The sequence below is a fragment of the Paenibacillus herberti genome, from assembly GCF_002233675.1.
In the GTDB taxonomy this organism is placed as follows: Bacteria; Bacillota; Bacilli; order Paenibacillales; family Paenibacillaceae; genus Paenibacillus_O; species Paenibacillus_O herberti.
Genome location: NZ_NMUQ01000001.1, coordinates 1,402,333 through 1,415,286 on the forward strand (window position 1 = coordinate 1,402,333; position 12,954 = coordinate 1,415,286).

Here is a 12,954-nt window from a genome sequence, read left to right on the forward strand (position 1 = left end):
GCTGATCCTTAAATAAATGCAAGACATGAAAGCTTGTCTCAGCCGAGACAGGCTTTTCATGTCTTGCTACGGATTAAGTTGTTGTACCTGCTGAGGCCGATCCATTGAAATGCGATTACGTGACGGAATTCCCGGTAAAGCCAAGCCGTTAAAGGTCACAGGTCCAGCCAGAACTGTGGTTTCGGTGTTAAAAGCGCTGATGTAAATCGTGTAGCGGATTTGTCCGGCCATTACGTCTGCAGTCGGCGGGGAATCTCCAGCCGAAATTGTTATCGGGCTGTAAAAGGCGACATCTTCCGTTTCGAGAGTGTAGGCGAAAACCACTGTTCCGGAACCTGGCGTGTCTGCACCGTTGCGTTCAACAGTGATGTTAATGATTGCCGACTCAAAATCCGCCGTTGAAGTACGGATCATTCCGTTAAGAGCTACGCGCACGCTCGAGATGTTTCTCCGGGTCGCTCAGCGCTCCTGTGACTTGCAGACCGATATCTCCAATCAGAATAGGGGTGGTGGAAACAAGTGTATCTCCGGAGCCATTTATCAGAAAAGTGGAAATACGCCCATCAAGAAATACGATCGCCATAACCATTTGCCTTGATTGAGCATAAAGTAATTTCACTGGGCGTCCCTAATTCTTGAATTGATATAGGTGATGTTATATAGTTGCATTACGAGTGAATGGTGAATGATATTCAGTCAAAATCAGGAGGGCGCCCGTGAGTACTGAAACGCATGACAAGTACAGGCTGATTTTACAGGCAGCCATCGAGATCATTTCAGAGAAAGGCTTGTACAACACTTCTATCTCTGACATCGTGAAAAAGGCCGGCGTAGCCCAAGGTACCTTTTATTTATACTTCCGTTCCAAAAATGCCTTGATTCCAGCCATCGCGCAAAACCTGATTTCGATCACGATGGAGAAAATGAAGGAGAACACCAATAAACATACCGATTTTGACGGTTTTTTACAGACGTTTATCGAAGCAATCTACACTATTACGGACGAGTACAAAGACGTCATCGTGCTTTGTTATTCCGGTCTCGCGATCGATCATTCGATGGAGATCTGGGAATCCATCTATCAACCGTACTATGAATGGTTCGAAACGGAGCTCGAACGGGGTATTGAGCACGGGGAAATTATTGAACAGACCAATATGCAATGGACGAGCAAGCTCATCATTAACTTGGTAGAGAATGCGGCGGAGCGGTTCTACATTGGCCGGGACCAAGACATGACGAAGGAGCAGTCTATGACCGAGGTGTTCCATTTTGTTCGCCGATCATTAACTGCGAAGTAATCGAATACAAGGTTATACTTAGTATTATCTTGGGTAAGAACAGCGGCAATCTTGGACTTTAACTTGAGGTCCTGGATTGCCGCTTTTTATTTGGTTTTTTCTCGAATATTAATAGATAAGATCATCTCGAATTTGAATTTTTTGCATTACAGAATCCGAGTCTATTCATCCCCCGGCTTCAGCCGTGGGATGAATAGACTCCAAGACGAGAGGGAGGTTTCACCCTACCTTAATCGTCTTGCCTTTTTTGATTCTATTTGCTGCAGTAAATAAAGTAAACGGATACAATAGAATTATGGAAAACGGATATAGAACAACAAAAACGAGCTGATTCACTACCACCTTTGCTATGGACACGATTCTCGCAGCGAACATACCCGAATGAAACCATGAAGCGTTCTGTCGAAGGTCAGAAAATCAAGGGGGTGAACAACGTGCAACCTATAACGACTCAGATTCGCATTTATCCGAGTGATCCTGCTCTACTGATACAAATGGGCAACGAGTACATCAACACCGTCAATCGCTTAACGGAACAAGCCGAAAGGCAGGGTTCATTCCCCAAGTTGACTTCCAAGACAGTACAAGCGAATCTCCCATCCGCGATTAAGAATCAGCTTATTCGTGATGCGAGGAGCATCTACCAGAAATCCAAAAAAGACAAGAAACGTCCTGTACTGAAAAAACGTGTTTATTATGTCAACAATCAAAACTACTCGATTCGCGACGACGGTGTTGCTTTTCCCGTTGTGAGGGATGGCAAGGTGCAGCGCATCACCATTCCTGCAACGCCAACAGACCGCGACAAGGCTTTGTTTGCATCCAGTAAGCTGGGGCTGCTTCGTGTTGTACAGAAGTCTAGCAAATGGTATGTGCAAGTAGCAATCGAACACCCTGCAACCTTCCAAGACGGAACCGAAACGATGGGCATTGATTTAGGGCTCAAGGTTCCAGCCGTTGCCGTGACGTCCACAGGTAAAACGAAGTTTGTTGGCAACGGCAGAAAGAATAAGTACATTCGCCGTAAGTACAATTCCAATCGCCGGAAGCTAGGAAAACTTAAGAAGTTATCTGCCATTCGTAAAGCCCGCGATAAGGAAAGCAGGTACATGAGGGATCAAAACCACAAAATCAGCCGCCAAATCGTCAATATGGCGATTGCGGAACGCGTGGGAGTTATTAAGCTCGAGAACCTTGCTGGTATTCGCAAAACGACAAGAACAAGTCGTAAAAACGCAATGAATCTGCACAACTGGTCCTTCTATCAATTGCAATCGTTCATTCGCTATAAGGCGGCGTTGGCAGGAATTTCTGTGCAGGAAGTTGATCCTGCGTATACGTCCCAAACATGCCCTTCCTGCGAACAACGGAACAAAGCAAAGGATAGAACGTACAGGTGTTTCCAATGCGGATATGAAGCGCACAGAGACAGAGTTGGAGCGATTAATATCATGCGACAACCTGTGTTCGATGGTCATAGTCGAACAGCCTAGTCAGCTAGATGCTCTGGACTAGGATGGGCCAATGAACGAGCCCTTAACTTAGCCGCTGGACAAAACGGAAACGGCCTGCGTCCGTAAACGAGCTAAGAATCCCACGGATTCATCCGTGTGGAGGTTCAACACTTCTTCGTCTTCCGTAATAAGTGTATGAATGTCTCCAGGTGGTTCAAAGACAAATGTACCTGGCGTAGCCACCCAATTCCGCCCTTCATATCTCCAAGTCCCTTGAATGTTATAACCAATCACTGCCCCACCTGTGTGTCTATGTTTACCTAGAACTTGATTACTTTTGATTTTGAAAAGGGTTAAGATCAAACCGCAATGGTTTAAAATGACAAGAATGATTCTCCGTAAATGGAACCCAAGGCATTTCATCAATGTTAACTACTTTTTCTGGAAGCTGTAATTTTTCAGCCAATTGTATAACAGACTCGTGAATAAGATCATTCATTTACATTCTCCTACGTTCATATTGAATTAATTCCTAAATAGATTCGTAACATTGTCCCATAACCCTTTTTTTCAATTTAAGGGTAGACGAGCCATCTAAAGCCAACAGTTATCACTTTCATCCGTTTTATAGAGACAGGAGTGAAAACCACGATAAAGCGGAGGTTGAGCGATGATGAGTGAACAAACCGATAATGTTGAATTAAAAGGGCGTATTTCTGCCGTAAGCGTTTTGGATTTGAGACGCATGAAATCTATGGAGGAACTGAGCAACATTACTGCAATAGAAGCAGTGGGGACGATTCTGTTATCTGACTCCTTCCAAGGTTTAATAGCGAGCATTCCGATGAAAGCTGTCGGTTCGATTATTTCATTGCCTGAAGGTAGTAAAGTGAACCAGATAGGCGGTACGCTGAAAGTCGGGGGAGAATTTCTCGAAAATGGCAGCGTCGACGGCTCGGATATTCTTTTGGTAACAGGTGAGTTGATCCTTACGTCCCCTCCAAAGAAGTTTGGTTACAAACAGCTCATTGTTGTTGGGCAACTTTTCATTCCTCGGGGAAGTGAGAGTATATTAACTCCTTGCATTACTCAATCGAGCGGGGAAATAATTCCGTATGACCACCACAATTCAAGATTTTTTATGGGCCAAGGCCAATTTGGCAGAGAGTTTTTTGAATGCTTGAAAAAACCGGTAGTTATGATGCTCAATGGAACTTTTACGATTGAATCTGACGTCAGCAAGGATCTGCTTCTGGAAAAAGTGACAGAGATTGTTTTATCAGGCACCTTGATGGCAGACAAAAAGCTTGTGCCTATTTTAACTGCACTCGCAGTTGAACAACTGGGTGGCAGTATACTAGATTCCAGTATATTTGACGACGTGACGGCTTATGGATGATCAAGAAAGTCAAGAAAATCAAGAATACCATGTCTTTTTTCAAGAGATTTATCAAACTTATCATCAGCCTGTATTCGCCTTTATCCTCACACGAGTTGGGCAAAGAGAAATTGCCAAAGACCTTATGCAGGAAGTGTTTCTCCGGGCATGGAGGCAAATCCATGTAGGTTATGAGATAGGCAGGGAAAACTGCCGTTTCTGGATATTTCGAATCACAAAAAATCTGATTACCGACTATTACCGCCAACGCACAACGCGCCACAAAACGGAGAGCAGGATCAGACAAGAGGCTGTTGTTCAAGGAGCTTTTGCTCGTTCTCCCGAAGAGACCTACGAAATCAAACGAAATGTTCAACGTATTGAGGATGCCGTCAGTCGTTTGTCGGAGGAACTTCGCAGCGTGCTTATTCTTCATCAGGTTGGCAAAATGAACAGTGCAGAGATCGGCGAGCTGCTAGACATACCAGCAGGCACGGTTAGATATCGAATCAGCATGGCCAGAAAGCGTGTTCTGCTTGAACTGAAACAAAACGAGCGGATGGAGGAGGGGATTGCTGTTGAACAGTTCGGATTGGAATGAGTTCAAAGATGTGGGAGGCTCTTTAGCAGATTGGCTTGAAAATGTATCACTGACGAAAACAGAATCCGAAGAAATTCTAATTCGCATTTTGGAATCGGACAATGTAAGGGACGACTTCCGATTGTCGAGACAAATAGCTCGGATAAACCGGGCAGTTGCCTTTGCCAACCGTGCTTCTGTGCCTTACTCAGAACGACATCAACTTGGTTACAGGACTTGTTGAGAACATAGCGTGGAGGATAATGAGGAACAAAAGGGAGGGGAATTAAATAATCCCCCCTAACGCCTACTTTACAACTTCAAGGTGCGGAGCCATAAGCCAACCGATATTCCGTCGGACTTAGTCCCGTCTCCTTGCGGAATGACTTGGCAAAGTGATGGGTATCCGGGAAGCCGGCTCGCTCGGCAATTTCCTTAATGCTAAGAGCGGTCGAGGCGAGCAGCAGCCGAGCCTTTTCCATCCGTTTGCGATTGACGTATTTGGCGGGAGGCATGCCGAAGTGTTTTTTGAAATACGAAATGAAATAGTTCGGGTGAAGATGAAGAGCGCCCGCCATATCATTGACGCTTAGACTCTCATGCAGATGGGCCTCCACATAATCCTGGATGATGCGAATGCGCTGCATTTCATCGCTGCGATGTTTGAGCACCTGCACCGGGATATGTTCCAGAAAGGAAGAAACGATCTCCAGCATGACAGATTTTTCTTTCAAAACAGATACCAGGGAGCGGCGTTTATGCAGCTCGTCCAGCTCGGCGAACAAACTCTGCATCCGTTCCGGGTCCGGTACATCAATGCAGAGCGGCGCGTTAATCCATTGAAAAAGATCAAACGGTCCAACACCGGCGGTGAAATGGCACCAGTATTTATTAAAAGGCTGCCGTTCCTCAAGAGCCGAATAGGATTGCTTTACAAAAGCCGGCATCAGGCAAAGCTGGCCTTGCTTCGGGAAGCACTCCCGGCCGTCCACTTTTAGCCAACCTTCACCATCCATAATGAAATAAAGCCGGTTGAATTCAGGCACAAAGTCCAAATCCCGCCAATCAGCGGAGCACTGGGTACGGTGAGCGACCTGCACCCGAATCTGCAAATTGTCGAGCAGTTCAAGCAGTGTGGATTCTTCCTGTGGAAGACTCATTCATCCAGCTCCATAACTTAGTTTTATCCCCTTATCCCTTAGGAACGTCCATTTTTTCCCTCGGAAACGGAATCTATAATCAGTGTATCAGATTCTAGGAGGGACTTCGATTATGACAAATTCTCACCAACCGGTTCTGCTCACAGACGATCAAATGAAAGCTTTTATCCGCGATGGAGTGCTGCTGCTGAACACAGATTTCCCACGTTCCTTTCATGATAGTCTTGTCGCCCAATTGAATGATGTGTATCAAGAAGAGGGTAACCCAGGCAACAACATCCTTCCACGAATCCGCGATTTGCAAAAGGTATTCGACCACCCCGTTGTCACTGGCGCGCTTACAAGTGTGCTAGGTCCCGATTATTTGCTGCATACGCATCGTCATGGCCACTTCAACGCTTCCCCGCAGCCTGGAGGATGGCATAAGGATAGTTACTGGGGTTATAGCCGGATGCGCAATCATCATCCTTGGTGGGCAATGATCATGTATTTTCCGCAAGATACACCTCTTGAGCTTGGACCGACAGGCATTTTCCCAGGTACTCAGTTCCTTGAATCCCGAGTTTTTGATGAGGAAAATCCCGCGGCTGAAGTGACAGCGCAAGGCGAGGCAGGCACATTTGCGCTGATTCATTATGATGTTTGGCATCGCTCAACTGCGAACATAATCGGCCAGCCAAGGTATATGCTGAAGTTTGAATTCATGAGGACGACAGCTCCAACGGCTCCTACATGGAACAACATAGATCCGATCTGGACGCCATCAGCAGAAGAAAGCCATGAAGCGCTTGATCAGTCCATCCTCTGGGAGGAAAATTGGAACTGGTTGTCCGGCCAAATCGGCAGCCTCGCGAACTCGATGCCGGAAGATCCGGAAGCGATTCAACAGCTGACAGCCAAGCTCGCTGGACCGGATGAGCCAACCTCTCTGAATGCCGCTTATAGCTTGGCTGCGAGTGGAAGTGGCGGAATAAGCGCTCTGTTGGAAGCTTTGCGGAATGAGGACAATCGAATCTCCCGCAAGGCAGCCTATGGTCTATCTGCAGCGGGCCAAGAGGCTGTTGCCGGTTTGTTGAAAGCATTAGGAGAACCTAGCAATACTGTTGTCATCCATGCCGCCTTTGCGCTTGGCGAATTGAGAGAGCTGGCAGCGTCAGCAATTCCTCAGCTAGCGGCATTGCTCGGTGACAGCTCTGCCGAGGTACGCCGCCAAGTTATAGAGACACTTGGATTTATCGGCAAGCCGTCCGAGGGGATCGTGCCTGCTCTCATTCGCGGTTTGCGTGATGAGGATGTGCAAGCCCGGTTCATGGCCGCGCTTTCGCTGCTGCGCCTTAAGAGCGATGCGGCAGATGCCATCCCTGAGCTGGCGGAAGCGCTCGGAGATTCCAACCGGTACGTGCGCGGCCATGCCGCTGAGGCGCTGCGTTATATCGACAGCCCAGAGGCAAGGGATATTTTGTTACGCGAGCTGTTTAATCTCCGCTGGTGCTCGGATACAACTAAAGCAAGTACGTTCTAATTCATGCCGTCAGGCGAATAAGCTAGTTGGGGCTCCCTTAAATAGAAGGGAGTCCTTTTTTATTAACACTAAAGTTAGGCGGCTGAGCTCCATGAAACTATGATTCTATGGGATTAATTGGTATCATATAAGAGTCTATTAAAATAACAGGATGAGGTGCTGGCGAATGTCGAAAATTTTAACTCGGGCAGAAGTGGATGCGCAATCAACTTGGAATTTGAAGGATATTTTTGAATCCCATGAGGAATGGGAACATGAACTGAACGCTCTTCAACAGGATCTTTCCACTGTTACGAAGTATGAAGGACAACTCGGCGAAGGGGCAGATAAACTGCTGGCCTGCCTTCATGCACAGGAAGAGCTGCAACGCAGACTTAGCCGAGTACAAGCCTTTGCCTATTTGCATCAATCGGGAGACAGCATCAACCCGGAGCATCAGACCAATGCTGCAAAAGCGCGTGATCTATCCTCGCAGGTCAGTTCAGCTCTTTCTTTTATCAAATCCGAAATTATCGCCCTTCCCGAAGGAACGATAGAGCAGTACATAAACGAGCAACCTGGTCTTCAGGACTTTGAACGCAGTCTCGGATTGCTTCTGCAAACCAAGCCTCATAGGCTGACAGCCGAAACAGAAAAGGTGTTAGCTTCCTTTGGAGAGGTGCTCGGCGCGCCTTATCGCATCTATGAACGCAGCAAACTGGCTGATATGACATTCCCGCCAACAGAGAATGGACGAGGGGAAGAGGTCCCGGTTTCGTTTGCGCTTTATGAGAACAAATATGTCGAGTCCCCGGACACGGATCTGCGCCGCAATTCATTTAAAGCGTTCAGCGAGACTCTCTATAAATATCGTAATACATTTGCCGAAGCCTATAGTACGGAAGTAAAACGCCAGGTAATTGAATCGCGTTTGCGCGGATACAACTCGGTTACGGACATGCTTTTGAAGCCGCAGCAGGTCACTGCGGATATGAACAGCAATATTTTGGATATTTTGCAGACAGAGCTTGCTCCTCATATGCGCAAATACGCCGCCCTCAAAAAACGGGTGCTGAAGTTAGACGAAATGACGTTCGCAGATCTGAAAGCTCCACTTGACCCTGATTTCAATCCTGAAATTTCATTCCAGGAGGCAGGGGAACTGATCAAAGAAGCCCTTTCCGTTCTTGGTCCGGAATACGGCGAGATTGTAGCGGATGCCTTTAAAAACCGTTGGGTCGATTACGCAGATAACGCTGGGAAACGGACGGGTGCGTTCTGCATGTCCATCCATGGTGTCCATTCTTATATTTTGATCAGCTGGGCAGACAACATGAGAGGCGCCTTTACACTTGCCCATGAAGTGGGACATGCCGGTCATCTTATGTTAGCGAGCAAATACCAACGTATAACGAACTCTAGACCTTCTCTGTACTTTATCGAAGCTCCTTCTACTATGAACGAGCTGCTCTTAGCGGATCACTTGTTGGAACGCTCGAATGACCCTCGAATGCGCCGCTGGGTTATTTCCCAGTTGCTCGGCACTTATTTCCATAACTTTGTTACCCATTTGCTCGAAGGGGAGCTGCAACGCCGGGTATACGATCTTGCGATGAAAGATGTGCCTATTACAGCCGTGAAATTATGTGAGTTAAAAGGAGACATCCTGTCCTCATTCTGGGGAGAAGATGTCGTTATCGATGACAATGCCAAGCTGACTTGGATGCGTCAGCCGCATTATTATATGAGCCTTTATCCTTACACCTATGCGGCTGGACTTACGGTTTCAACTGCTGCTGCTCAGCTCATCCGAGAGGAAGGGCAGCCTGCTGTGGATCGCTGGCTCGAAGTGTTAAAAGCAGGAGGCTCCATGAGCCCGCTTGAACTAATCAAGCTGGCCGGCGTAGACATGTCGCAGCCAGATCCGATTCGTACCGCTGCAGCTTATGTAGGTTCACTTATTGATGAGCTGGAGAGCTTGTATTAAAAACATTCTGTCCCGTTAATAAATCTAGGAATTCAGCAAAAAGCGAGCAGCGTTTTTATGCGCGGCTCGCTTTTCTTAACGAAAATAGCTTTTTCGCCATCGTCGAAAAATAAAAGGAGGCTGTACGCCATGCAGAAACTATTCAAATATAACTGGCAAGTACGCAGGGATTGGTTTGAATGGTGCGAGTCGGTGGACGAGCAAGAATTGCTCAAGTCGCGCATAGGCGGCCCAGGCAGTATTCTCTATACGCTTTTTCACATTGTTGATGTCGAGCACAGCTGGATAAGGGGCTTGCAAGGGAAAATAGAAACTGAAATGCCTCCATTCGAGGAATGCGCCAGCGTGCAAAAGCTCAGAGACTACTCCGAACGTTGCCATGCGGAAATTGCTCCATTCATTTTGGCTTGGAATAGCGGTATGGAAAACCAGATTTTATCCGACAAGAATGATGCAGGCGAGTGGGAGAAATTCAGATATGGGGAGATCATGCGACATGTTCTCGCCCATGAGATTCATCATATCGGCCAGCTATCTGTATGGTCGCGAGAACTTGGGAAGGGGCCGATTACGGCAAACTTGATTCGCAGAGGATTGTTTGATCGTTAAGAAGAGGAGAGAAACACTTTGCCGATTTCGATAATATTCGATATGGATGGAACGCTTTTTCAGACAAATAAAATTCTAGAGTTATCTCTCGAGGATACATTTACCTATTTGAAGTCTCGCAATGAATGGTCGGGTGGGACTCCCATACAAAAATATCGCGAAATCATGGGAGTCCCTCTACCTGTAGTTTGGGAGACTTTAATGCCCAATCATTCAAATGAGATTAGACAAATTGCGGATCGATATTTTCTTGAGAAGCTGATCGCCAATATTAATAATGGAAGCGGAGCTCTGTATCCTCATGTTTATGAGATTTTCGACTCCTTGAAACAAGCGGGTTGCCCCATTTTTATCGCAAGCAATGGGCTGATCGACTATCTGAAAGCTATCGTCGATTATTACAACTTAGGCGCTTGGGTGACGGAGACGTTCAGTATTCAGCAAATAGAAACTCAAGACAAAACGGATCTTGTCCGTCATATTCTAAAGAAATACAACATCGAACAAGCAGCAGTAGTCGGCGATAGGCTGTCTGACATCAATGCCGCTAAAAAGAATGGTCTGATGGCGATAGGCTGCCGCTTTGACTTTGCACAAGAAGACGAGCTTAAACAAGCTGATGTTGTGATAGATGATTTACTTGAGCTAAGAGGGATATTTGACTTGTAGCCTGTGAACGATGATCAATGCCATTAATTAAAGTGATTAATGTAGTTAACAAAATAGATTAATGTCGCTAACTAATTTCACCATAGGATAGGAAACAGAGAAAGAGGGAACGAATGCCTACTATACTGGTTGCTGACGACGATGCGAACATTCGCGAACTTGTCTGTTTATTTTTACGCAACGACGGATTCACAACAGTTGAAGCTGCGGATGGCAAGGAAGCACTAGGCGTCTACGCTTCCACGAATGTTGATCTAGTCGTGCTCGATATTATGATGCCGATTATGGATGGTTGGACGTTATGCAAAGAACTCAGAAGAGCCAATCCTGATCTCCCGTTACTTATGCTCACTGCGAGAGGCGAAACATGGGAAAAGGTGAAAGGGTTCGAGCTTGGGACGGACGATTATTTGACGAAACCATTCGATCCGCTGGAGTTAACGGCCCGTGTTAGAGCATTGCTGAAACGATATCGGATTGGCTCCACACAGATGATCCAATTCGGCAATATCATTCTTGATCGCCAAACCTATAAGGTGCTGAGTGGAACGGAATCCCTCATATTGCCGCTCAAAGAGTTCGAATTGCTGTATAAGCTGGCTGGAACACCCGGGCAAGTTTATACGCGCGAACAATTGATCGATCAAATTTGGGGGCTCGATTATGCTGGAGATGATCGAACGATAGATGTACATATTAAGCGCTTGCGCGAACGGTTCGTGAGCACTTCCGATTTTAGAATCGAGACGGTGCGTGGACTTGGTTACCGGCTTGAGGTTAACTAATGATCAGCTCTATTTATACTCGCGTAGTCTTAATCTATCTAGTCTCCGTCATTGGAGGCACGATCCTTTCTTTTTTTGTGGCAACTTGGGTATTTGAGGATAAATTGAATGAAAACTTGAAAACCCCCTTACGTTACTTTAGCCAGGACATCGTCCGGATTTACGAGACATTTCCATTAAGTGAAGCGGACACACTCGTAAGTGGAATGAATCAGCTCAATTCTTATCATATTCGAATATATGAAGATTCGGGTCAGTTCCGGTCTTATGGAGCGCTTCACGGACAAAGTCCTATCACTGTAACTAAAGAGCAAGTGAAAAGAGTTCTAGATGGAGAAGTTGTTCAAGTTAACCCAAGTGGTATTGCTACTCTTCTCCTAGGGCTGCCCTTAAAAACGGAAATGGGAACAAAAGCGATGTTTGTGGAGCCAATCGCGCCTCCTTCTAGTGCGTTTGCTATAAGGTGGATCTTGAACTTTTCAATCTATTCATTAATAGCTGGAAGCCTTTTTATTTTGGTTGCTGCCATTTTCCTAGTCAGACCGATCAAAAAGCTGACAGCGGCGACTAGACAAATAGCAGGTGGAGATTTCAACGTCAAGCTGAATATTAAGCAAAAGGGAGAGCTCGGCACACTGGCTCGCAGCTTCGAGGAAATGATGCACGATTTACAACAGCTTGAGCAGATGCGTAGGGAATTTGTATCCAATGTGTCTCACGAGGTTCAATCGCCGCTTACCTCCATTTCCGGTTATGCTCAAGCTCTCAAACAAGTAGATGTCGAACATAACGAGCGAAGCCGTTATCTAGATATTATTATCGCTGAAGCGGATCGCATGTCCAAGATGAGCGATGGCTTATTGAAGCTGAGTTTGCTCGAAGCACAGTCACATCAGCTGAGGTTGGTCACGTTCAACCTTGATGAACAAATTAGACGAGTGATCGTCGCAATCCAGCCGCAATGGTCGGCGCGCAGCATCCGTTTCGAACTCGATTTGAAGACCGTTCGATTGCTGGCTGATCATGATCTTTTAAACCAGGTATGGACGAATATACTCGGCAATAGCATCAAATTTTCTAGGGATGAGGGCGTTATTAGTGTCAGTATCAAACAAGATAACCAAAACGTGATCGTCCGATTATCCGACAGTGGCATTGGCATTCCCCTTGAGGACCAGAAGCGTATATTTGAACGGTTTTTCAAGTCCGATCGTTCCCACAGCCGCAAGTATGACGGCAGCGGAATGGGACTTGCCATCGTTAAACAGATCGTATCGCTTCATCGCGGTGACATTCAAGTGGAAAGCGAGCCTGGCCAAGGAACGACTGTCATAGTCACCTTGCCTATTACAACGCCAACGGATTAGTTAATCAGAAGGGATCATCGGGAAGGATTAATTCGCATTCTCCATGCTACGGCATTATGTGCAAGCTTTCTTGCATGTGACGCTGTAGCTTTTTTTGCTTGTTCATACTCCGTTCATACTGACGTCATGGGGAGTACATCTTTGTCGCATATGCTCTCATTAG

Annotated in this window: 15 protein-coding genes; 10 read left to right on the top strand and 5 right to left on the bottom strand. The window is 46.4% G+C overall.

What is annotated here, in order from left to right:
* Window positions 1-66 precede the first annotated feature (66 nt).
* Both CGZ75_RS06490 and CGZ75_RS25100 read right to left on the bottom strand, forming a co-directional pair.
* Complete coding sequence (locus CGZ75_RS06490) at window positions 67-435, bottom strand: hypothetical protein (RefSeq protein WP_141136678.1); 369 nt, start codon at window positions 433-435, stop codon at window positions 67-69.
* Window positions 419-583: a hypothetical protein gene (locus CGZ75_RS25100; protein WP_176444701.1), complete on the bottom strand. Its 165-nt coding sequence runs from the start codon at window positions 581-583 to the stop codon at window positions 419-421. Before CGZ75_RS25100 ends, CGZ75_RS06490 begins: the two co-directional genes overlap by 17 nt.
* 133 nt (window positions 584-716) lie before the next feature.
* On the opposite strand from CGZ75_RS25100, the gene CGZ75_RS06495 reads away from it, so the two are divergent.
* Together CGZ75_RS06495 and CGZ75_RS06500 are read left to right on the top strand one after the other, a co-directional pair.
* Window positions 717-1,301, top strand: coding sequence for a TetR/AcrR family transcriptional regulator (locus CGZ75_RS06495; protein ID WP_089523416.1), 585 nt, complete (start codon window positions 717-719; stop codon window positions 1,299-1,301).
* Between the two features lie 434 nt (window positions 1,302-1,735).
* On the top strand, window positions 1,736-2,794 hold the full coding sequence (locus CGZ75_RS06500) for an RNA-guided endonuclease InsQ/TnpB family protein (protein ID WP_089523417.1): 1,059 nt from the start codon (window positions 1,736-1,738) through the stop codon (window positions 2,792-2,794).
* 48 nt (window positions 2,795-2,842) lie between these two features.
* On the opposite strand, the gene CGZ75_RS06505 is transcribed toward CGZ75_RS06500, so the two are convergent.
* Both CGZ75_RS06505 and CGZ75_RS25725 read right to left on the bottom strand, forming a co-directional pair.
* Window positions 2,843-3,118 carry a cupin domain-containing protein gene (locus CGZ75_RS06505; protein ID WP_245850813.1) on the bottom strand — a complete coding sequence of 92 codons (276 nt, stop codon included), beginning with the start codon at window positions 3,116-3,118 and terminating at the stop codon, window positions 2,843-2,845.
* On the bottom strand, window positions 3,087-3,254 hold the full coding sequence (locus CGZ75_RS25725; protein WP_245850837.1) for a hypothetical protein: 168 nt from the start codon (window positions 3,252-3,254) through the stop codon (window positions 3,087-3,089). The genes CGZ75_RS06505 and CGZ75_RS25725 overlap by 32 nt, the downstream gene beginning before the upstream one ends.
* Before the next feature lie 171 nt (window positions 3,255-3,425).
* On the opposite strand from CGZ75_RS25725, the gene CGZ75_RS06510 reads away from it, so the two are divergent.
* Both CGZ75_RS06510 and CGZ75_RS06515 read left to right on the top strand, forming a co-directional pair.
* Window positions 3,426-4,154, top strand: coding sequence for a hypothetical protein (locus CGZ75_RS06510; protein WP_089523418.1), 729 nt, complete (start codon window positions 3,426-3,428; stop codon window positions 4,152-4,154).
* Complete coding sequence (locus tag CGZ75_RS06515; protein WP_089523419.1) at window positions 4,147-4,734, top strand: RNA polymerase sigma factor; 588 nt, start codon at window positions 4,147-4,149, stop codon at window positions 4,732-4,734. Before CGZ75_RS06510 ends, CGZ75_RS06515 begins: the two co-directional genes overlap by 8 nt.
* 299 nt (window positions 4,735-5,033) lie before the next feature.
* Here CGZ75_RS06515 and CGZ75_RS06525 read toward each other — a convergent pair whose 3' ends face one another.
* Complete coding sequence (locus tag CGZ75_RS06525; RefSeq protein WP_089523421.1) at window positions 5,034-5,873, bottom strand: AraC family transcriptional regulator; 840 nt, start codon at window positions 5,871-5,873, stop codon at window positions 5,034-5,036.
* 112 nt (window positions 5,874-5,985) lie between these two features.
* Between CGZ75_RS06525 and CGZ75_RS06530 the strand changes: the two genes are divergently transcribed.
* The 6 genes from CGZ75_RS06530 to CGZ75_RS06555 all read left to right on the top strand — a co-directional run bounded on the left by CGZ75_RS06530 (window position 5,986) and on the right by CGZ75_RS06555 (window position 12,791).
* Window positions 5,986-7,395: a HEAT repeat domain-containing protein gene (locus CGZ75_RS06530; protein WP_089523422.1), complete on the top strand. Its 1,410-nt coding sequence runs from the start codon at window positions 5,986-5,988 to the stop codon at window positions 7,393-7,395.
* Between the two features lie 166 nt (window positions 7,396-7,561).
* Entirely contained in the window at window positions 7,562-9,361 is a 1,800-nt protein-coding gene (pepF, locus tag CGZ75_RS06535; protein ID WP_089523423.1) for an oligoendopeptidase F, read from the top strand.
* 129 nt (window positions 9,362-9,490) lie between these two features.
* The gene (locus CGZ75_RS06540; RefSeq protein WP_089523424.1) at window positions 9,491-9,970 is read left to right on the top strand and encodes a DinB family protein; all 480 of its coding nucleotides are present in this window, start codon (window positions 9,491-9,493) and stop codon (window positions 9,968-9,970) included.
* A gap of 42 nt (window positions 9,971-10,012) precedes the next feature.
* Complete coding sequence (locus CGZ75_RS06545; protein WP_425436475.1) at window positions 10,013-10,639, top strand: HAD hydrolase-like protein; 627 nt, start codon at window positions 10,013-10,015, stop codon at window positions 10,637-10,639.
* A 113-nt stretch (window positions 10,640-10,752) separates the two neighbouring features.
* Complete coding sequence (locus tag CGZ75_RS06550) at window positions 10,753-11,424, top strand: response regulator transcription factor (RefSeq protein ID WP_089523426.1); 672 nt, start codon at window positions 10,753-10,755, stop codon at window positions 11,422-11,424.
* Window positions 11,424-12,791: a sensor histidine kinase gene (locus CGZ75_RS06555; RefSeq protein ID WP_089523427.1), complete on the top strand. Its 1,368-nt coding sequence runs from the start codon at window positions 11,424-11,426 to the stop codon at window positions 12,789-12,791. The genes CGZ75_RS06550 and CGZ75_RS06555 overlap by 1 nt, the downstream gene beginning before the upstream one ends.
* Window positions 12,792-12,954: the final 163 nt, after the last annotated feature.

Excerpts from the sequence above, each read along its gene's own strand:
- CGZ75_RS06550 (WP_089523426.1), top strand. The coding sequence starts at position 10,753 with ATGCCTACTATACTGGTTGCTGACGACGATGCGAACATTCGCGAACTT.
- CGZ75_RS06525 (WP_089523421.1), bottom strand. The coding sequence starts at position 5,873 with ATGAGTCTTCCACAGGAAGAATCCACACTGCTTGAACTGCTCGACAAT.
- CGZ75_RS25725 (WP_245850837.1), bottom strand. The coding sequence starts at position 3,254 with ATGAATGATCTTATTCACGAGTCTGTTATACAATTGGCTGAAAAATTA.
- pepF (WP_089523423.1), top strand. The coding sequence starts at position 7,562 with ATGTCGAAAATTTTAACTCGGGCAGAAGTGGATGCGCAATCAACTTGG.
- CGZ75_RS06545 (WP_425436475.1), top strand. The coding sequence starts at position 10,013 with ATGGATGGAACGCTTTTTCAGACAAATAAAATTCTAGAGTTATCTCTC.
- CGZ75_RS06515 (WP_089523419.1), top strand. The coding sequence starts at position 4,147 with ATGGATGATCAAGAAAGTCAAGAAAATCAAGAATACCATGTCTTTTTT.
- CGZ75_RS06530 (WP_089523422.1), top strand. The coding sequence starts at position 5,986 with ATGACAAATTCTCACCAACCGGTTCTGCTCACAGACGATCAAATGAAA.
- CGZ75_RS06555 (WP_089523427.1), top strand. The coding sequence starts at position 11,424 with ATGATCAGCTCTATTTATACTCGCGTAGTCTTAATCTATCTAGTCTCC.
- CGZ75_RS06540 (WP_089523424.1), top strand. The coding sequence starts at position 9,491 with ATGCAGAAACTATTCAAATATAACTGGCAAGTACGCAGGGATTGGTTT.
- CGZ75_RS25100 (WP_176444701.1), bottom strand. The coding sequence starts at position 583 with ATGGCGATCGTATTTCTTGATGGGCGTATTTCCACTTTTCTGATAAAT.
- CGZ75_RS06510 (WP_089523418.1), top strand. The coding sequence starts at position 3,426 with ATGATGAGTGAACAAACCGATAATGTTGAATTAAAAGGGCGTATTTCT.